The organism is uncultured Algoriphagus sp., from assembly GCF_963974365.1.
Taxonomy (GTDB): Bacteria; Bacteroidota; Bacteroidia; order Cytophagales; family Cyclobacteriaceae; genus Algoriphagus.
The window spans coordinates 174128-195266 of the sequence record NZ_CAXBBX010000005.1 but is presented as its reverse complement, the minus strand read 5'-3'; the positions used below and the strand labels follow the sequence as shown (position 1 = coordinate 195266).

Genomic DNA, 21139 nt, shown 5'->3' with positions numbered 1-21139 from the left:
CGATGAACCAAATCCGACAGATACATATATTAATTGGCAGAAAGCTGAATAGCTATTTATATAAAGCAGCTTCTTTCTACTTAGCAACCTTTTTTCAGTATTAAATATATTTTTAAATCATTACAGCTAACTTCATCTAAGTAATTTTGCATGAGAATGCACATCCTTACTTTTATATCAATCCAAAAAAGTCCTCTATGGTTAGGGAAATAGTTCTAAGCTTTATACTCTTTTTCAGTATCAGCATTTGCGTCCAAGCCCAAATAGACACAGCTGCTAAAACCCAAAATGACACTTTAGCGAGAAAAAGTTCATCTAGTTTACTAACTGACGTAAAATCGCTGGATAGTCTTTTTATTTTCCCAGATAGTACTGCCATTGTCTCCAAAAAGCGTACTTCCAATATTGGAGAAATACTATCTCTAGTAATCAATAAAGCCCAATTACATGCCATAGAACTAAGTAAGATTAAGCTTGAGTTATCTGATGTTATGGATACCTTAGAAATGAGCGAAAAACTTCCCGGGATAAACACATTTGCAGTTTCACTCAAAAAGCAGACAGAAGATAATCGGGATAAATTCAATCTCCGATACCTGCAAGGAATGGATAACCTTATCCGCTTGGTAAGTGAAGTCAATGTCGGTTTTGATAAGCAAATCAAGGAAAGAATACGAAAACTAACAGATGTAGGAAACCGGCTGGAAGAAATTAAATCTGACTCAGTATTCAACCTGACACTGCGTGATACGATGCTGATTCCTGCGATTAATAAGGAACTCAAGATGTTGAAAAACAACATCATATCTGTCGATAGTGCCTTTTTGGCCCAAGAAGTGATTTTAGCCAGATTTCAATCTAAAATCAGTAGCAATACAATCACTTTTCTGGAACTTGAACAAATCCTCAGCGCAAATAGACAACAACTCGAGCGTAGAGTATGGACTAAAGAAATTAACTATCCCTGGGAGCCAACAAACTTCGAAAAAGACCTGAGCTTTAAGCAGGTATTCTTAGAATCCACCATCCTCAATTTCCAATTGATGATCATATACATCAAAAGGTCCGCCGTGATGGTTGGTATTGGAGTTCTAGCGTTATTAATGTTGTATCTAGGATTTAAAAAAATCATCAAGCAGATATCTGATGAAAAAGAATTTGCAAGTCTAATACTTCAACGTGTAGAATATTTTGAAAAGAATACCTTTTGGTCAACCCTGATTATTCTTGTCCCACTCTATTTGATTGCCTTCACAAGTCCACCGTTGGTATTTGTGTCGATTCTGTCACTTCTGCTTGTGATCTCTTCCAGTTTTCTTATCAAGAAACAGTTCGGTTCGCAATTCTTCAAGTATTGGTTACTATTCCTAGGTCCATACATCCTACTAGCTTTTAGTGGTCTTCATTGGAAAATTGCCTTTCAGGAGCGTTGGTATATCATGATTTCTTCTTTGATTTTCATTGCCATGGGTTACCTTATGTGGAGAAATTTCAAAAATAAGAGTTTCGCTGGAGCAGATTTACTTGGCTATACGTCTGCTTTCATGATAGCCATGCAGGTCTTCGCTTTGGTGGCCAACATTTTGGGAAGATTTAATCTAGCCAAAACTTACGCTGTCACTGGAGCGATAACTTTCTATAGAGCAGTTGGCCTTTTCCTATTTGTCCAAGTCTTTCTGGAAGCAGTCTACCTGGCAATAGAATATAGCAAAAAGGAAAATGATGGATTCACTTCATATTTTGACTTCCAGGATCTTCAAAAAAGAATGAAAGGGATTTTATCCATTCTTGCAGCTGTGATATGGGTATATGGGCTTCTTTGGCATCTGGGCTACTATGACCATATCTATGAGTGGATTGTAGAGTTCTTAGACAAAACACGTTTATTGGGCGAAACTGAATTCCAATTTGGAAGCATACTTTTCTTTCTGTTTATTCTGTATGTCTCTGCATTTCTGGCGAATAATATTGCCTATTTCGCATCCATCAAAGATCAAAAACATGCAGGGTCAAGGAAACAAAGACTCGGAAGTTCCATCTTGCTGATCCGCTTGGCAATATTAATAGTCGGCTTCTTTATAGGTATGACAGCAGCTAAAATCCCATTCGATAAAGTAGCGATTGTACTCGGCGCTCTGTCAGTAGGTATTGGTTTTGGCTTGCAAACTATCATCAACAACCTTGTTTCGGGGGTAATTCTTGCCTTCGAGCGACCTATTCAGATCGGGGATGAAATTCAAGTTGGCCTGAATTCCGGGACGGTAAAAGAAGTAGGAATCAGGGCCAGTAAGATCCAAGCTTACGATGGCTCAGAGATCGTGGTACCCAATGGTGATCTGCTCTCACAAAGCTTGATAAACTGGACACTTTCGGATAAAAGGCGACGAATAGAATTGATTATTGGAGTGGGATATGGATCAGATATGAAACTGGTAAAGGCTGTGCTGGAAGAAGTACTAACTGGTGAAAGAATTCTCAAAGCCCCTGCTCCACACGTTTATATGCAGACGTTCAATGACAGTTCTGTTGACTTTCGTGTGCTCTTTTGGGTAGAAAACATGGATATCTGGATTGCAGTAAGAGGGGAAGTGATGAGTGCAATTTTTGAAAAATTCGCGGAAAACAATATTGAAATCCCATTCCCAAAGAGAGATCTCTATTTAAAATCTGTTCCTTCCAACTGGCAGGAGAAAATCTCCAAACCTGGAGAAGACATCAGTCCTAACAAACTAGATACTGATTCTGACGAAGAAGGGGAAGAAAATAACAATAAAAAATCCTCTGATGAATAATCATCAGAGGATAGTTTTTCGCTAACAAAAAAGATCTTAATTAAGCTCTTTTGACATTGACAGCATTTGGCCCTTTTTTGCCCTCTTTGATGTCATAAGTTACTTTGTCATTCTGTGCGACTTGATCCACCAAACCGGTTGCGTGTACGAATACTTCGCTTTGAGACTCATCGTCAACGATAAATCCGAACCCTTTGGCTTCATTGTAAAATTTTACTGTTCCGGTAAACATAATAATTTGTGATAAATTGGAATTGAAAGAGCGCTAAAAGTAAATATTCAATTAAAAAAAACAAAATAATCATTCTTATTTTCAGGAAATGAAGAAAATAATTTTGGTGAGGCACGGAAAATCAGCTTGGAACAATCCTAATCTGACAGATCACGACAGACTCTTAGCTGCACGTGGATTGGATGATGTACCTGAAATGGGCTTTAGGCTAATGGAAAAAGGAATCTTTCCTGATCTTATTATTAGCTCCACTGCCATTCGAGCTTCTCAGACTGCAGCATTATTAGCTGAAGTACTCCACTTGCCAAAATCGAAATTGACTTATGACAAAAACCTGTATCATGCTTCTGCTTCCATGATTTTAAAAACGATTCAGCGACAAGACGATTCGAACGAGTTGATTTTTGTGGTTGGACACAACCCTGGAATGAATGACTTCATTGATTTTTTCGGAGGAAATCTGGACAACTTACCCACCTCCGGACAATATGGCTGGCTAGCAGATACGGATCACTGGCTCCAACTTCGGCCTGAAAATTCCAGAACTTGGTTTATTGATTACCCGAAAAAATAAATAAAAAGGGATCATTCGCAGTATTCAGTCACAGCAGAACACTCTTAATCTCTAGTAATGTCAGAAAAACTAGCATTTGATACTTTTTAATAGCTGCGCTCTCTGCACAAAACTCGGCATCCACCGCGGTTATATAATCATCAGTGCAAATCAAAATTTCGGACATCCTGGATAACTTCCTGGAATTCATTTTCATGTTCCAATAGATAAGAAATCTTGGATGCTACTAATTCTGGAGAGGATAAATCCCCCTTCTCTTTGTAGCTCTTGAATCGCTCTATTTGCGGAAAATCCAACTCGTTAGCCTGTCTGATTTCTTCCTGCATCTGAGTGTCTACAATCCCAGGAGCTACACTAAAAAATCTAAAACGAGAATTACTACTCTCCTTCGCTGCAACCATGGTAAACATGGCAATTGCAGCTTTGGTGCTACAGTATTCTCCCCAACCTTCCATAGGCTTCGATGCGGCACCAGAACTTATATTACAGATAATCTTTTTCGCTTTAGAATCCTTATAAGCTGAAACAAAAGCATTGGTCAGATACATAGGTGCCAGCAGATTGGTATTGATACTATTCCTCATCGTTTTCACCTGAAGACTACCTACCGGTTTAATCTCCCCTATCCAACCAGCATTATTGATCAATAAAATCTCCTGGAATTCATCTGAAGGAAACAAGCTGGAAAGTTCAATTTCTAAAACTTCCAACTCACCGAAATCCATGCTGATTTCGGTGAGATTTGGTTTGTTCAATCCCAGTTTTGTTCTGGAAATAGCAATGATTTCAAACCCTTCTTTTTGCAAATACGCATCCAAAATTGCTCTTCCAAGCCCTTTACTATGACCTGTAAGTATGAGAAGTGACTTCATTACCTATTGGATTTTATTTCAAATTAGAATTAAAGAATATACTGAGACAGATCTCTATTCTGAACCAGCGAACTCAACCTATCCTGAACCATCTCTTTGGTTACCATGATTTTCGAATTGGCAGTGATCGTATCTGGCACATCAAACAAGAAATCATTTAACAAATGACTCATCACAGTGTGGAGCCTTCTTGCTCCTATATTTTCAACTTCCTGATTGATCAAAAAAGCTAATCGTGCGATCTCTTCAATCGATTCGTCATTGAATTCCAGGTAAACTTCCTCTGATTCAAATAGCGCCTGATACTGCTTGGTAAGTGCATTTTTAGGCTCTCGCAAAATTCTGGAAAAATCTTCCTGCGTCAGGCTTTGAAGCTCTACACGAATCGGAAATCTACCCTGAAGCTCAGGAATCAAATCAGAAGGCTTAGCCACATGAAAAGCACCAGCAGCGATAAATAGCACATGGTCCGTATTAATCACACCATATTTCGTATTGACAGCAGAACCTTCCACAATCGGCAGCAAATCACGCTGTACCCCTTCACGGCTTACATCAGGTCCACCTCCATTTTTACTTGATTTGGAAGCAATTTTATCAATCTCATCTATAAAGATGATTCCATTATTTTCTGCTAAATAAATAGCCTCTTCTTTTACTTCTTCAAAATCAACTAGCTTAGACATTTCCTCCTCAAGCAAGATTTTTCTAGCTTCAGAAATACTCACTTTACGCTTCTTGACTTTTTTGGGCATCATGTTGGAAATCATATCCTGAAGACCTGCCATGCTGGCATCGTCCATCATTCCATTTCCAATCATCCCTACGCCCATCGGAGAACCAGCCTTTACGCTGATCTCTATTTTGCGCTCATCCAATTCCCCATCCCGAAGCTTCTCACGGAAACGATCTCGGGTTCTCTCGTTCAATTCGGCATCATTGCTTGGCTCAGAATTATCATCCGCATCAGCAGGAATAGCTCGTGTAAAACCTGCGCTTTTCACAGGAGGAATTAAAATATCGAGGATAATTTCCTCCACTGCTTCAGAAGCCTTCACTTTTACTGCTTCGTTCTTCTGCTCTCTTACCAAAGCCACAGACTGCTCTACCAAGTCTCTTACCATGCTCTCCACGTCACGACCTACGTAGCCAACCTCTGTAAATTTAGAAGCTTCTACCTTCGTGAATGGCGCATTGGCAACCTTGGCTAACCTTCTCGCGATTTCAGTTTTACCCACACCGGTAGAACCGATCATTAAAATATTATTTGGGACAATATCTTTTTGAATATCCGACTTCACCATTAGGCGACGAATTCTATTTCTTAATGCTATCGCCACGTTGCGCTTGGCGTCGTTTTGACCAATGATATATTTATCCAACTCAGCGACAATCTGTCTCGGAGTAAGTGAAAGTATTTTTTCCATGTTGTTAGGTTAAAATGAGCTCAGTTCGACGTGGCTAATTGCGAACTAAGCAATAGTTGGTATCTTATTTAAAAGTGAGATGATTCCTTCAACCGGAGCATCTCACTCTTTTTTAGCTGTCTTTTCCGTTTTCGGACTGCAGATTGAAATGAATCGGATAATCTACTTTGGTTTTCAGCAAAGCTATCTCCAATACTTCTTCCACTCTATCCACAAAGTGGAATTCAACTCCTTTGATGTATTGCTCATCGATCTCCTCGATATCACGTTTGTTTTTACGGCAAAGAATAATCTCTTTAATCCCAGCTCTCTTCGCCGCAAGGATTTTTTCCTTGATTCCGCCGACCGGCATCACTTTGCCTATCAAACTGATCTCACCCGTCATTGCAACTTTAGCCTTCACTTTTCTCTGAGTAAATACTGATGCCATCGCTGTAAGCATCGTAATACCAGCAGAAGGCCCGTCTTTAGGAACAGCGCCTGCAGGCACGTGAATATGCAAATCGTATTGATCAAAAACCCTATGATCAATGCCCAGTCTATCTGCTTTTGACTTCAAATACGAAAGTGCTGTAATCGCTGATTCTTTCATCACATCACCCAGCTGACCTGAAAGCGTAAGCTTACCCTTTCCTCTGCTCAAGCTAGTTTCTATGAACAAAATCTCTCCTCCTACGCTCGTCCAAGCCAAACCAGTTACTACACCTGCAATACTATTATCAGTATAAGATTCCTTATCGAAAATCTCAGAACCCAAGATTCTCCTAACAGCTGCAGGGGTGATTTTTGGGCTATATTCCTCTTCCATTGCAATAGATTTGGCGATATTTCTCACCACTTTACCAATCGCTCTTTCCAAGCTTCTCACACCAGATTCGCGGGTATAATCCTCTATCAATTTCACCAAGGCAGCTTTATCGAATGAAATATCCTTAGCCTTCAACCCGTGCTCTTTTCTTTGTTTGGGCACCAAGTGACGCTTGGCTATTTCGACTTTTTCTTCTTGCGTGTAGCCAGTCACTTCGATGATTTCCATTCTATCCCGCAAAGCAGGTTGAATGGTATCCAGTGAATTGGCAGTTGCGATGAAAAGCACTTTGCTCAAGTCATATTCAACCTCCAAGTAGTTATCCAAAAAGGCATTGTTTTGCTCTGGATCCAGCACTTCCAAGAAAGCTGAAGAAGGATCACCACGGAAATCCGAAGAAAGCTTATCAATCTCATCCAGTACATAAACCGGATTCGAGATTTTGACTTTTTTCATATTCTGAATAATCTTACCTGGCATAGCGCCTACATAAGTTTTGCGGTGCCCACGGATCTCAGCTTCGTCATGCATCCCTCCAAGGGACATTCTGACATACTTTCTACCCAAGGCAGCAGCTATTGACTTTCCAAGGGATGTTTTACCCACACCTGGAGGGCCATAAAGGCAAAGAATTGGCCCCTTAAGGTCATTCTTCAATTTCAATACAGCCAAGTATTCTATGATTCTTTCCTTGACTTTTTCCAAGCCAAAGTGATCGCCATCCAATACTTTCTTAGCATGATTAAGGTCAAAATTATCTTGGGTAAACTCATTCCAAGGTAACTCAACCATCGTTTCTGCATAATTCAAGGCAATTGGATATTCTGCAGCAGAAGGATTGATTCTTAAAATCTTATCCAGTTCTTTTTGAAAATGCTTATTCACATCTGCAGGCCATTTTTTTAATGCACCTCTTGCAGCAAGATCTTCTACTTCCTTTTCTGGTCCCTCATCGCCAAGCTCAGTTTGGAGCACTTTCATCTGCTGGCGAAGGAAATAATCCCGCTGCTGTTGATCTATATCTGTATGTACTTTCTTCTGAATTTCAGATTTCAGCTCCAGCATCTGGATATCTTTCATCATGAATTCAAGCAAAAGCGTTGCACGCTCTACCCCATCATTGATCTCCAATAATCGTTGCTTGGATTCTACCGGAGCATTGATATTTGATGATAGAAAGTGTGTAAGAAAAGGGGTATTGTCAATATTGTCCAGCGCAACCTGAGCCTCACGAGGAATTTCAGGATTCAAGTGAAGAATTCGAGTTGCAGACTCCTTCAAAGATTCCTCAAGCGCTTGAATTTTCTTTGAGCTCTTCGGGAAATTTTCTTCCAAATATTCTGCTTTTGCTATAAAGTATGGATCATCAGTGATTTGCTCGCTGATTTTGAAACGCTTTTTACCCTGAATAATAATCGTAGTATTCCCATCAGGAAGCACGATCATTTTGATGATCTTGGCAAGGGTACCTACTTGATAGATGTCTTCCCATCCTGGATCATCGATATTTGGGTTGATCTGAGCACAAACTCCTATCAATTTATTTCCTTTTTGGGCTTTTTTCACAAGACGGATAGAACGCTGTCTCCCCACCGTAATCGGAATTACAACTCCTGGAAAAAGGACCGTGTTTCTCACAGAAAGAATAGGAATTTCCTCTTCCAGGATTTCCTTTCCTTGTGCATCATCCTCTTCGTCGGTAATCAACTGGATCAGATCTCCCTCACCGGCAAACTCACCGACCATTAAGTTTTGAAACACAGAATTTTCGAATTGGCTCATATAGACATAATGACAGCTAGGCTGTCTGTTTTTTGCTAAAATAAAAGAAGAACCCTCAAAATACGAAGGTTCTTCCTAAAAGGTCAAGGTGCATGCCAAAGGCTGAAGTAGTCAGATTGGCAGGTCACAAGTTATATTTCACTTCAAAATCTTCAACTTAAAAGATGTAAATGTATAACCACTAAATACTAGAGATTACAAGATACTGATCATAGCTCAATTCCCACAGACAGGGTACTCACCAAATAATTATAAACTGCATGATAGGTAAGTGGATAGAAATCCAGGTTTTTGATGAGAAAATCCCCTTTAAGCTCAACAAACAAACCTGTCTTCTCCGACAAGGCATGTCTATACCCTACTTTCAAATTTGGGCTTACAGCCATTTCCGATCGATCAACAAATATCGAATTGATCACATTCGGGCTCGGTTCTCCATTATCAATAATGAGCTCGCCCATATCAGGCTCGAATTTCGAAGCCCAGAAAGTCAACCCGACTCCAGTGTAAATCTCATTCCTATTTTGCCTAAATACAATATAACTCAAATGGATAGGGACTAAGAAAGATGATGATTTGTACTTTTCACGTCCCGATAGCTCAAAAGACACCAGCTTAGCATCCAACTGTAACGTATTGCTTTCTGAAATATACCCTAGACCAAGATCTACTATCAGCCTCGGTGCATTCCTAAATTCGCTGAACCTTACTCCTAATTCAAAATAAGGTAAGCTTCCCTTATCTAAACTATAACTTACATCCTTCTGAGTTGAGTAATGTTCAATCATACCGATTAAGCCTAGTCCACCCTGAAGTCTAAAAGCCAATTTAGAATAAGGGACCTGAGAAGCATAAATTTCAAATGGCTGACTATTGCATTTATAATACTCTGTAAACAATGAAATCAAATCTCTATCAATCAGGCTGGTTGATTCTATCTTTCTCTTAAGACCAACTCCACACTCATCATTCATGGCCAAGGTCAGCACACCTACATATTGGTTACTGTTCACATTCACTAGTTTCCCATTTTCAGTCCTAGTGGATTGATTTACTTTGAGTTCTATAATTACGCCTTCCCGATTGATAAAATATTTATTATCCCATTTATACAGGTCCATCATACCTGAAACTAGTACTTGTACGAAAACCGCCTTATCCCTCAATGGAATGATTTCAGATTTAAAATATCTTCCATTCTCTAATCCAAAACCTTGGATTTCACCAGGCAGATAAACTGATTTTTCACCTGACTGGGAAATAAATATAAGTTCAGGATAAATCTCCAAGTCAAACTGGCCTTCAATATCTCCTATAATCTCATCACCATTATTTAGGATTACAAAGTCACTCATCACTTTCACCTCCTGAGCGAAAGACGCTAAGGATAGAAATAATAAACCAAGCGAAAACAGTGTTTTAGAAGTTCTTAATTTCATTACTAATAATTTTTACCCTAAAAATAGATAAACAAATTATATGGACAAGAGAGATAGCAACATAAAAAAAGCCGGGATTTCTCCCGGCTTTGAATTCTAATTTTTAATGACTTATCCCTCCCCAGTAAACAGCTTCAGCACGTCATTTCCGATAGCAAAAACCATCAAAGCGAGGAGTATGACCATTCCGACTTTCTGAGCATTCTCAAGGAATCTATCAGAAGGCGCACGACCGGAAATCATTTCATAAAGCAAGAATATCACATGTCCTCCATCCAAAGCAGGAATAGGAAGTAAGTTCATAAAAGCAAGAATCATAGAGATCAGTCCAGTAATGGTCCAAAACTTACCCCAGTCCCAAGTATCTCCATAGATTTTCGCCATTCCGATAGGACCGCTTACGTTTTTGGTAGAAACCTCACCAGTGAACATCTTACCCATCGCTTTTGCATTCACAATAACTACAGTAAATGCTTTGGACGTTCCTTCCACAATTGATTCAGAGAAACCATATTTACGCTTTACCATATCAATTAATGGATTCACAGCAATATCAACTGTACCTCTATCAGTGACTGCTACCATCGTGTGAATGGTGTCATTTGCGCTAGTCAACAATTCAAAATCTGCCTCTGTGCCTTTATATTTTGCGAGCACAGACTGCAACTCATCGAAATAAGTAATTGGCTGTCCATTCACAGAAAGAATCTTATCATCAGTTGTAATTCCAGCTTTTTCAGCAGCGCCACCTTCGTCGATGGCCCTCAATTCAAATGGAAAGCGTATTTCTACAAAATTATTTAATGCTTCCTTACTATTGAAAGAATTGATAAAACCTCTTGGGATATCAATCTTTAAAATCTCACCTCCTCGATCTACCGTGTAGTAACCATTTTCGCTAAGCAAAGCTGAACCTGCAGTTAGATCACCTATTTTCTGATAGGGTTCTCCATTGATATCCAAAATCTTATCACCGGTTTTCAACCCGATAGATTCACCAATTTCCAGCGCTTCAATACCATTTTCTACTACTTGATCACGGGAATAATAAGTTTCCCCATTATTATAAACCAAGACCACAAAAATGACAATACCTGTAACGACGTTAACAATAATTCCCCCCAGCATCACGATCAGACGCTGCCAAGCAGGTTTAGAGCGGAATTCCCACGGCTGCGGTTCTCCAGCCATTTGGTCAGCATCCATGGATTCATCCACCATTCCTGAAATTTTCACAAATCCTCCCAAAGGAATTGCACCTATAGAATATTCAGTTTCTCCCCACTGGAATCCAGCAATTTTCGGAGGAAAACCAATAGAAAATTTCTCTACTCTCATGCCAAACATCTTGGCGGTAAGCAAGTGCCCCAATTCATGTAACCCCACAAGGATTGATAATCCCAGGAGTAATTGGCCCACCATAATTAAGGTATCCATTATACTTTATTCGTTATTAGTTTTTTAGTAATTTCTCTCGCCCTCATATCCGTCTCCACATAATCCTCCAAATTTGGATGTGCAATAAACTCAGCTTTTTCGAGAGTTTCACCTATCAAATCAGACATTTCCAGAAAACCTACTTCTTTATTCAAGAATGCAGCAACCGCAATTTCGTTGGCAGCATTCAGCACGCAGGGAGCATTTCCCCCTTTTGCAAGGGCGTTATAAGCCAATTGAAGGTTTTGGAAAGTCTTTAGATCAGGTTGCTCGAAAGTCAATTGAGGGTAATTCATAAAGTCAAAACGCTCAAAATCACTTTTCAAACGATCAGGAAAGCTCAGGGCAAACTGAATTGGGATACGCATATCCGGCAATCCGAGTTGTGCTTTGATAGAACCATCCTCAAATTGTACCATAGAATGAATGATACTTTGTGGATGTACGACTACATCGATCTGTTCGGTTTTCAGTCCAAAAAGCCATTTAGCCTCGATCACCTCTAAGCCTTTGTTCATTAAAGAAGCCGAGTCAATTGTGATTTTCGCTCCCATATCCCAATTAGGATGCTTCAGCGCTTGCTCTCGCGTCACTGTCTCCAGAAACTTTCTGTCTTTCCCTCTGAATGGGCCGCCAGAAGCAGTGAGAATAATCTTTTCTATTGGGTTGTGGAATTCGCCAATCAGACATTGAAAAATTGCCGAATGTTCTGAATCTACAGGGTAAATATTCACTCGGTTTTCCTTCGCAAGCGCTGTGATGATTTCTCCAGCAACTACGAGTGTCTCTTTATTGGCTAAGGCAATTTGCTTGCCTGTTTTAATCGCATTCACGGTAGGAATAAGGCCAGAATAACCTACCAATGCAGTCAATACTACATCGATCGTATCCATTTCTACTACCTGTGCAATTGCTTTGGTGCCTGCGTACACTTTGATATCCTTTGGCTGTAAGACATCACGTACTTTTCCGTACAAGCTCTCATTCCCTATTACCACGACATTTGGAGAAAACTCCAGCGCCTGGGTTATAAGTAAATCAGCATTATTTTGGGCCGTAAGAACCTCTACGATAAAGTCTTCAGAGTGCTGTCGAATTACCTCGAGGGTTTGAGTACCAATACTTCCGGTGCTGCCCAGGATGGCTACGCGTTTGGGTTCTGTCATTCAGTTTGAAATTGTTGAGTAAATAAAATCCGGTCAAGTAAAAAGGATTTTCTCAATAGCTGACAAAATTACAAGATGCTCCCATTTATCCTCGTACAATTCGTCAGTTTTTGCCAAATGGCATAATATTAAAGGATAAAAGGCAGCATTACTCCAATTTAGGAACTTAAAAAATGTGAATTTATTCAACGGAATATTTTCTCACTCGTCAAATTGATAAAATGATTCGCCTATGAACAGTCTATTCAAAACAACCGGAGTTTCCTTTCTGGCAGGCTTGGCCGGAGCTGCAGTTTGGACAACTATCAATTTCAATGAAACAGAGCAATTCTCTGATTTGCCAACTACTAATCAAACAGAAGTAAGTTTCGCTTCGCAATATCAACCCATTTCATCCCGCTCAAGTGCTGATGCTCCCATATCCTTTGTGGACGCTTCAGAAAACAGCACAGAGTCAGTCGTCTTCATCAAAAACTTTTCAGGAACAGACCCCAGAAGATACAGCATGTTCGATTACTTCTTCGGGGGCGGTGGAGCGCCTTCACAGCAAGTGAGCACAGGATCTGGTGTGATCATTTCGGGGGATGGATACATCGTTACCAATAACCACGTAATTGATCGTGCTGAAACCATTGAAGTGGTACATAAAAAAAGAACCTATAAAGCTACACTAGTCGGAACTGACAAAAACACAGATATAGCTGTTCTGAAAATTGAAGGAGAAAACCTCCCATCAATTAAACGAGGCAGTAGTCGTGACTTGAAAATCGGGGAATGGGTGCTAGCCGTTGGAAATCCATTTAATCTGACTTCCACCGTGACTGCGGGGATAGTATCTGCCAAAGAGCGTCAAATCAATATTCTTGGAGGAGACTTTCCTTTAGAGAGCTTTATCCAAACCGATGCTCCTATTAATCCTGGTAATTCCGGAGGAGCGTTAGTGAATGTAAATGGAGAACTAGTTGGAATAAACACAGCAATACTTTCCAGAACGGGTTCATACACAGGCTATGGTTTTGCGGTACCAGTTGACATCGCGATGAAAGTATCGAATGACTTAATCCAATACGGTGAGGTTCAAAAGGCTATTCCTGGAATCGAGGCAGTCGAAATCACGCCAGAATTGGCTGAAGAAATGAATATCAAAACGCTGGATGGCGTAATCGTCACTCACGTGATCAAAGACGGTGCGGCAGAAAGAGCTGGCCTTCAGAGAAATGACGTGATTACCAAACTTGGTTCACAGCCAATTACAGGAAAAGGAAGCTTTGAAGAAGCGCTATCCTACTATTACCCAGGTGAACAACTTCCAGTATCTTATTTGAGAAATGGAAACAGTAAATCAGCTAATCTAAAACTTCAAAATCTAGAAGGAGGAAATGGCGTAATAAAGCGCGAATTCTACAGCTCAGGCATACTTGGAGCGAGACTAGAAGCTGTAAATACCATCGAAAAGGACAAATTCGGAGTGGACTACGGCATCAAACTCACTGGTTTGACTCGTGGCTATCTCAGGGAGCTTGGGCTAAGAGAAGGTTTTATTATCACTCAAGTAAATGGTGATCCAGCGAAGGACCCTACCAAAGTTGGAGCCTATTTGGAGAAATTTAGTGGCAGATTATTGCTGGAGGGAGTAGCCTCCAATGGTCAACCATTTATGCAAAGTTACAGCGTGAGATAAGTTATTTCTGGGTGGATTGCTGCGGTAGGGGCTGCGACCATTGTACAGATGTCCCGTCCTTTCTGAGCAAATCCACCCAAATCACATGTTTCTCCTGTACATCTGAATCATCCCACTCAAGCGTTTGGGATTTTTCAGAGTTGATAGTCTCGACAGATACCCAAAGAAGCACTGGTCTTAGGTCCGGTGATGAGGGATCAATTTCTTCTGAATTGATTTGCACCAGATCATTGATTCCTAAATAGAATGGATATCCATCCTTCTTAGCACCTAACGGATCCTCGAATTCCGGCTTCATTTCTATACTTACCACTCCAAATCTTCCAAGTATCCCAAAGCGCTTCAGCGACTGAAATGAATTGTATACTGAAATAGAATAAATCTGATGCAGGGGAGTTTCGATCAAATCACCAAGTTGAAAAATTGGCGAACCATTGAACAAAATCAAGGGGCTTTTCTCATAGCGAAAACCTGAATTAGCGGGAGATAGAATTAGTTCGTAGCTGTCTTTATTTCGCTTCACAGACACCTTGGAAATAATCCCGGAAAACGCTTCTCGCAGTGTAGCAATTCCTTCATAATCTTTAGAGAAATAGACATTATCTGGAGCTACTTGATCGGACTTTTGCCAGAATGGCTCATAATTGTCAAAATCAGTTCTATAGATTTGGTCTATGTATTTCCGCTTTCTTTTATGATCCAGAATATTCACAACTGCATCATCAAAGGGCACCGTATTATCGAATGTGCTAAACTGCTTGTTTTTCCAATCCAAAAGATTCACTGTCACTTCCCCTAGCGGTTCCCCCAAATTATCAAACTGATACGCCCATACTGAAGAAGAGCCTTGATGTTTCAATAATTCCCCCTCCATTGAAGCACTATCCCGCAAATGGTATTCTTCCACCAATTCCTGATCCAAAAAATACACCGAAATTCGGGAGTTTGGATCTTTAGCAGGCGGAACCAACTGAAATGACTCCTTATTTCCTTCGCCTAACTCGGACTTTCTCACCACACCTACTACAGGATATCCCTCTAATAAAGGATCAAAAACCTTTACTGCCAACACTCCAAAATCTAGCATTTCGGATGAAACACTAAAGCTGTCTCCCTTTACATCCCATTGTATATCTTCACCTTCGCTAGAGCTAGTTACTATCTGAGCTCCTAGGTCGGGATTTGCATTTTCAGGTAAAACTGTAGAGGAAAAAATCGTAGGACTATAGACATGAATCAGTGCTTCTGTCTGAAAACTTGATCCTTGGATCTGGGCTATTAATTTATAATTACCCGTACTCAATTCCTCTGGCAACAAAAAAGCTTGATCAGTTTCCTGATTACCAGAATTGAACCGTTCTATCGCAGAGGTGCTTCCATCGTGCGCCACGAGATACAGATTGATCAGACTACCATCAGTCACTGGCAATCCATCTGGATCAAGTGTCTGCAACTGCAAGGCTACCAAATCCCCACTCACATACACTGAAGAAGAAACGAGCATTCTCACCTGAAGTGAGGCTGATTGCCCCCATGATCCAATCGTGGTGAACAATGAACAACATAATGCTAAGGGTATTATTTTCAGTATTCGTCCCACCATATCGGTTTTTGATTGGTATTTTCTGTTTGTGAACCTCGGTAATCTAGGCAATTGGAACAGCCAGCTGGAGGAATAAATGGCACACCTGGAATAGGTTCACAAGGATCCCTGAACGTAAGTGTGTAAGGCAGATCTTCCGGGGAAAGCTTCCATCTGTAGGAAGATTCATGTGCTACATAGAAAAAACCTGATACGGCTTCTTCCGGATTATTCACATTCTTAATATTGGTCACCAATGAAAATGGCGGAGGATCAAAAATTCCTCCTCCACTCTGCTGCTGAGTAGCCAATTGATCCCAAAACTCATAGCCTGCTGGAGAAAGGCTATATTGGGTAATGAGGGAAGAATAACCGTATTGAACCTGCTCATTGTCATCAGTTTCCAGGAAATACAAATCACGATTATAACCACCAGCCTTATCTTCCCAAACGCTTATGAACTGATACTCATAGAGATTGGTGACATAGCAGCGCTTATTAATGTTATTTTCGTCCAACCGAGACGTCTCAAATATCCAGCTAGGAATTATTTTCCAGCGGTAATAGTATTCTTCTCCGCCGTGCTCAGGCAATGGAACCGAAACTTGGATACCGCGCTGTTCTACGATCTCCGTTTGATTCCCAACTTCTATACTTTTTAAGATTGTTTTGTAATCCACATCGATCTCTTGAATCTCAGGAGCAGGATGTAATCTATCGGTGTCCGATTCATAAACTTTGCCATCGGAAGTTTCAATGCGGACTTTGTAATCCACATTTTCATTTGCGGAAAAATTCATATCTCTGATGAGATATCTCTGTTCTACTTGATCCCAGAAGTACCCAATACTTTCTCCATCAGATGAAATCAAAGTTACTGTAGCATCCGAAATCACTTCATCCAACACGTTATCCACGGCACTGCTCCATCTTACTGCTACATAAAAACGACGTGGCGGAGCAGGTTTCTGGGATTGATCTGCAAAAGAAATATTAGATATAAATCCATCCACAACCAGACGTCGGGGCTCACTACCAGTTTCAAAAGAAATCGGCTCTATACATGCCATCAGAATCAATAGAAGCGCAATTATATAACTCGGTCGCATCTTTATAATTTAAAATTGTAAGAGATTGAAGGGAAAGCACTGCCCAGAACGGAAAGCTGAAATGCGTTTCCTCTTTGCGTGAAATACACTGAGAATGGGTTTTTCCTCCCATAGACATTATACACAGAGAATACCCACTCTCCATCAATTACTTTCTCTTTTTTGAGACCACTTTTCAGGGTAAATGACAAGTCTAGTCTATGGTAATCCGGCACCCTATATTGATTTCGATCAGAGAAATTCAAGACAGAAAGAATGTCTTCATACTGGAATTTGGAAACGGGAACTGTGATCGGCCTTCCTGTAGAATATGCGAAGTTTAAGTTCATCTCAAACCTTCTACTTACCTTATAGTTCATCACCAACGAGATGTCGTGTGGTTTGTCATAATTTGCAGCAAAGAAATCCCCTCCATTAATCTTTTCTTCATCAAATGGAGATTCATCAAATTTTCTCAAGCTTCGCGAATAGGTGTATCCTAGCCATCCCGTGAGCTTTCCACGATTTTTCCGCACTAGAAACTCAGCGCCATATGCACGTCCTTCACCTTGAATAAGGTCTGCATCGAGGTTCTCATTAAGCAGAATAGAGGCTGCATTTTTGTAATCTACTACCTGCTGTATAGTCTTGTAATATCCCTCTACTGATATTTCGAAGAGGTTATCATTCCAGTTTTTAAAGAGGCCAATGGTGTATTGATCCGCGATTGATGGGGAAAGATTGTAGCCAGAAGATTTCCAGTAATTTACCGGAGATATAGCGGCAGTATTGGAGATCAAATGAATATATTGATTGGTCCTATAGTAGCTAAGTTTCAAAGAACTGGTAGGTGTAACGAGCCAGCGAAAAGATGCACGAGGCTCAAAGCCAATGAAGGTTTTGGCTACCTCATTTTGACCAAAACTCAAGGTATCCGTGATGCTTGCTGAGGACCTAGGCTGACTAGGATCAAAATCGTAATAGCTTCCACCGAGAGCCAAGTAGTTAGATACTCGAATACCATACACAAGCGAAGCTTTAGGAGAAATAACAAATTCATCATTGACATAAATAGCACTCTCTAAAGCATACTCTTCGGGTATGTGGATTTCTTCAGAAGTAGTGTTCTCTGTGCCAGGGTTAAAATTCCCGTTGTTAAAGGAATAGTAAAGTGAACTTATGCCAAAATCCAATTTATGGGCCGTGCCTAATTCATAAGAGAAATCGACTTTCCCTTGATAGTTGAGAATACCAGAGGTGTAGTCAAAATCATAGCTTTCTTGGGTATTTCTGATGTTACTTTGAAAGTCACTGACCACCAGCTGAGTCTGCATCAGGAACTTGTTACTAAATCGATGTGCCCATTTTAATATCCCAAGCTTAGTCTTCCACACATATGCAGTATCAGAAGCAAACTCAAAATTATCATCACTCAGATAGCTAGAAAAAGTAAGGACATTATTATCATCAATGGTGTGATTTATTTTGAAGTTCACATCATAAAATCCAGCCGCACTTTGGTAGAGATCTGGGTCTTTCATCTGCTTTAGCATCCAATTAGGATATGCAGTCCTACCGGAGAGCAGAAAAGTAGTTTTATCTTTTTTCAATGGCCCTTCTACCAAAAGTCTGGAGGAAATCAAGCCAATTCCACCTTGCACGTCAATGCCTTTCGAATTCCCATTTCGGAGATTGACATTGAGCACTGAGGAAACCCTTCCTCCATAATTGGCTGGGCCTCCACCCTTATAAATTTCTACGTCTCTGATCAAATCAGAATTGAAAGCGCCAAAAAAGCCAAATAAATGTGAGCTGTTGTAAACAATTGCTCCGTCCATCATCACTAGATTTTGGCCAGGATCACCACCTCTTACATTAAATCCCGATGAGCCTTCGCCTACGGAACTAACTCCTGGAAGAGATATTAGGCTTTTAATTGGGTCTACTTCGCCCATGAATGTAGGTAGGCTCCTGATCACGGCAATATCCAAAATCTCCCTACCGGCGATTTTTTCAGAAACTGAAACCTCCTGACTTCTGGCTGTAATCGTGAATTCTTCTAGCTTCAGCGTTTCATTAAAAAGTGCCACATCTAATTCACCAGAGTTAATTACCTGAACGTCGATGGACTTAGGTTCATATCCGGAGTACTGCACCAGTAATTTGTATTTACCTGGAATGATAGATAGCTCATACTTGCCATCCAAATCAGTCACTACTCCCTCGGAGCTATCTACTACTTGTATACTAGCTCCTATTAATGCTTCTTTTTCACCTGCGTCAATGATTTGACCGGTGATGGTCACTGGCAAATTGGAGTTTTCCGGTTTGCCTGTACCTATTAACTGATACTCCTTGAGATTGAGATCATCTTCATCCCATTGTTCATAGCGATAAGCTTCAAGGCCTTCTTGATTTACTAAAACTAAAAGGTTTCTATAGGGTACAATACTAAAACCATACGTACTCAATAAGTTTTTGATATTCTCGAGTGCATCTTGCCCCTTGGTTCCATTGACAAGGAAAGCTTCTATTCCCCATTCCTCTTTGTAGAAAAAGCGGATTTCGGATCTACTTTCAAGAGCCTCCAAAACTTCTGGCAGAGGTGTTTCTACGTAATTTTGATCAAAAACAATAGTTTTTTCGACTGTTTGACCAAAGAGAAAAGTTGTATTAAGAAGTACTAAAAATACAAGTAGTGGAAGTAGTTTTTCTTTCATAAAGAATATGAAGCATAAAAATGCCATCTACAAGTTGTAGATGGCATTTAATGATATTCAGTTTGTATTATTTATCCCACCACACTGGTGTATCCAATCCGTCAGCACCTTGACGTGCAACTACAGCTTGGTAGTTGTCAGAGTTAAGGTTCAACTCAAATAGTGGATAAGCCTGGCGAACTGGGATTTGCTTGCTTTCATTCAGAGCATCTACTCCAGGTTTCAAATCTGGATAGCCAGTTCTTCTCCATTCAGCCCATGACTCATAACCGTTTAGGTAGTTAGCAATCCATTTCTGAACAAGGATTTGCTCCATAGCCTTAGAAGCATCATACTTTACCCAAGTATTGGTAATGTAAGTTGCATAGCCATTAGATACACCATACTGGTCAAGAGAAGCTTCTATACCTTGGTAATAAAGTGCCTCAGCATCACCAGATATCCAGCCTCTTTGCGCAGCTTCAGCCATTGAAAACAATACCTGAGCTGAAGTAAAGATGTAGTTAGGAGCATCCTGAGATCTCAATTCCTCATTCAAGAAAGAAACATCAGAATTTGAAATTGCTCCAGCTTTAGCTTCAGATAGTCCATAAGGCATACCTACATACTTTCCTCCGATATCTGTAGGATCAGCATATTCAGGAAGACGAGGATCCATTGCTACGTTAAGAACGCCTCCATTAGCAGTAGTTTGCATTCTGTTCACAAGAGTATTAGCCACCGTATAATCACGACGGGTAAGGAATCTTGCGTACCAAGCATTTTGGAAAGCTGCTTCAGGAAGGTTAGCATAGAATACATTCTCACTGTTATCCAATGCAATCACTCCATCACTAATAGCAGAAGAAAATTCTGCTTGAGCAGTAGCAGGTTCCACCTGAGACATTCTCAATGCCATTTTCATTCTGATCGTATTAGCAAACTTTCTCCACATTTCCATATCACCTCCGAAAAGGATATCTCCTTGTACAGGAGCAGTAGAAGAAATGTTCCCCTGAGCTGTTTTAAGTGTAGATAACACGCCAGCGTAAACTTCTGACTGAGGATCAAAAGCAGGCTGACGAATACCCTCAGCTATGTCCAATGCCTGAGAGTAAGGAATATCACCCCATCTGTCAGTCAAAAAGCTGTAGAAGTATGATTGAAGAATTTGAGCAACAGCAATCTGGTTAGCATTTGAACCATATCTAGAAGCTTCTACCATCGTCTCCTCACTGGAGTTCATGATAATAATTTGCTCCAAATCCATCAAAACTCCTCTATAATACCCGCCGTAATCGAAAATGATTGTTTGGTAATTATCAGCACTAGTGTACTGAGAGTTTGCAAGATATTGGGAATAAAGTGATCCAGTTGGATCATCAATTGTACCCTTCAAGCTATTGATCGAGTTTGTCAACAAAGAAGATGGGATAGCCTGAGTCGTCTGATTAGGATTGACGTTAGTATCTCCAAAATCTCCTAGTTCACAGGATGTTACCCCTACGGCAATCAATCCTACAAGTATATATTTTGAAATTGAATTTTTCATGTTTCTTT

Annotated in this window: 14 protein-coding genes; 3 read left to right on the top strand and 11 right to left on the bottom strand. The window is 40.3% G+C overall.

The features are described from left to right. The first annotated feature begins 197 nt into the window (after positions 1 to 197). Positions 198 to 2792, top strand: coding sequence for a mechanosensitive ion channel domain-containing protein (locus AACZ87_RS08745; RefSeq protein WP_339866483.1), 2595 nt, complete (start codon positions 198 to 200; stop codon positions 2790 to 2792). 40 nt (positions 2793 to 2832) lie between these two features. Here the strand turns inward: AACZ87_RS08745 and AACZ87_RS08740 are convergent, their stop codons facing one another. Next, positions 2833 to 3024 carry a cold shock domain-containing protein gene (locus AACZ87_RS08740; protein WP_339866482.1) on the bottom strand — a complete coding sequence of 64 codons (192 nt, stop codon included), beginning with the start codon at positions 3022 to 3024 and terminating at the stop codon, positions 2833 to 2835. Between the two features lie 88 nt (positions 3025 to 3112). Between AACZ87_RS08740 and AACZ87_RS08735 the strand changes: the two genes are divergently transcribed. Beyond that, positions 3113 to 3598: a histidine phosphatase family protein gene (locus AACZ87_RS08735; RefSeq protein ID WP_339866480.1), complete on the top strand. Its 486-nt coding sequence runs from the start codon at positions 3113 to 3115 to the stop codon at positions 3596 to 3598. A 140-nt stretch (positions 3599 to 3738) separates the two neighbouring features. On the opposite strand, the gene AACZ87_RS08730 is transcribed toward AACZ87_RS08735, so the two are convergent. The 6 genes from AACZ87_RS08730 to AACZ87_RS08705 form a co-directional block, all read right to left on the bottom strand. Continuing rightward, positions 3739 to 4470 (bottom strand): SDR family NAD(P)-dependent oxidoreductase, encoded by a 732-nt coding sequence (locus AACZ87_RS08730; protein ID WP_339866478.1) that lies wholly within the window; start codon positions 4468 to 4470, stop codon positions 3739 to 3741. A 29-nt stretch (positions 4471 to 4499) separates the two neighbouring features. Next, positions 4500 to 5897, bottom strand: coding sequence for an ATP-dependent protease ATPase subunit HslU (gene hslU / locus AACZ87_RS08725; RefSeq protein WP_339866477.1), 1398 nt, complete (start codon positions 5895 to 5897; stop codon positions 4500 to 4502). 112 nt (positions 5898 to 6009) lie between these two features. Next, the gene (gene lon / locus AACZ87_RS08720) at positions 6010 to 8487 is read right to left on the bottom strand and encodes an endopeptidase La (protein ID WP_339866475.1); all 2478 of its coding nucleotides are present in this window, start codon (positions 8485 to 8487) and stop codon (positions 6010 to 6012) included. A gap of 209 nt (positions 8488 to 8696) precedes the next feature. Further along, the gene (locus AACZ87_RS08715) at positions 8697 to 9926 is read right to left on the bottom strand and encodes a hypothetical protein (RefSeq protein WP_339866474.1); all 1230 of its coding nucleotides are present in this window, start codon (positions 9924 to 9926) and stop codon (positions 8697 to 8699) included. A gap of 111 nt (positions 9927 to 10037) precedes the next feature. Further along, positions 10038 to 11363, bottom strand: a complete 1326-nt coding sequence (gene rseP, locus AACZ87_RS08710) for an RIP metalloprotease RseP (protein ID WP_339866473.1) — start codon at positions 11361 to 11363, stop codon at positions 10038 to 10040. After that, entirely contained in the window at positions 11363 to 12529 is a 1167-nt protein-coding gene (locus AACZ87_RS08705) for a 1-deoxy-D-xylulose-5-phosphate reductoisomerase (protein ID WP_339866471.1), read from the bottom strand. Before AACZ87_RS08705 ends, rseP begins: the two co-directional genes overlap by 1 nt. 232 nt (positions 12530 to 12761) lie before the next feature. On the opposite strand from AACZ87_RS08705, the gene AACZ87_RS08700 reads away from it, so the two are divergent. Continuing rightward, on the top strand, positions 12762 to 14210 hold the full coding sequence (locus tag AACZ87_RS08700; RefSeq protein ID WP_339866469.1) for a trypsin-like peptidase domain-containing protein: 1449 nt from the start codon (positions 12762 to 12764) through the stop codon (positions 14208 to 14210). Between the two features lies 1 nt (position 14211). Here AACZ87_RS08700 and AACZ87_RS08695 read toward each other — a convergent pair whose 3' ends face one another. The 4 genes from AACZ87_RS08695 to AACZ87_RS08680 form a co-directional block, all read right to left on the bottom strand. Then, the gene (locus AACZ87_RS08695; RefSeq protein WP_339866468.1) at positions 14212 to 15813 is read right to left on the bottom strand and encodes a hypothetical protein; all 1602 of its coding nucleotides are present in this window, start codon (positions 15811 to 15813) and stop codon (positions 14212 to 14214) included. Then, positions 15795 to 16901, bottom strand: a complete 1107-nt coding sequence (locus tag AACZ87_RS08690; RefSeq protein ID WP_339866467.1) for a DUF4249 domain-containing protein — start codon at positions 16899 to 16901, stop codon at positions 15795 to 15797. Before AACZ87_RS08690 ends, AACZ87_RS08695 begins: the two co-directional genes overlap by 19 nt. Positions 16902 to 16903: 2 nt before the next feature. Next, positions 16904 to 19600: a TonB-dependent receptor gene (locus AACZ87_RS08685; RefSeq protein WP_339866466.1), complete on the bottom strand. Its 2697-nt coding sequence runs from the start codon at positions 19598 to 19600 to the stop codon at positions 16904 to 16906. A gap of 67 nt (positions 19601 to 19667) precedes the next feature. Further along, positions 19668 to 21131 carry a SusD/RagB family nutrient-binding outer membrane lipoprotein gene (locus AACZ87_RS08680; RefSeq protein ID WP_339866464.1) on the bottom strand — a complete coding sequence of 488 codons (1464 nt, stop codon included), beginning with the start codon at positions 21129 to 21131 and terminating at the stop codon, positions 19668 to 19670. Positions 21132 to 21139 lie beyond the last annotated feature (8 nt).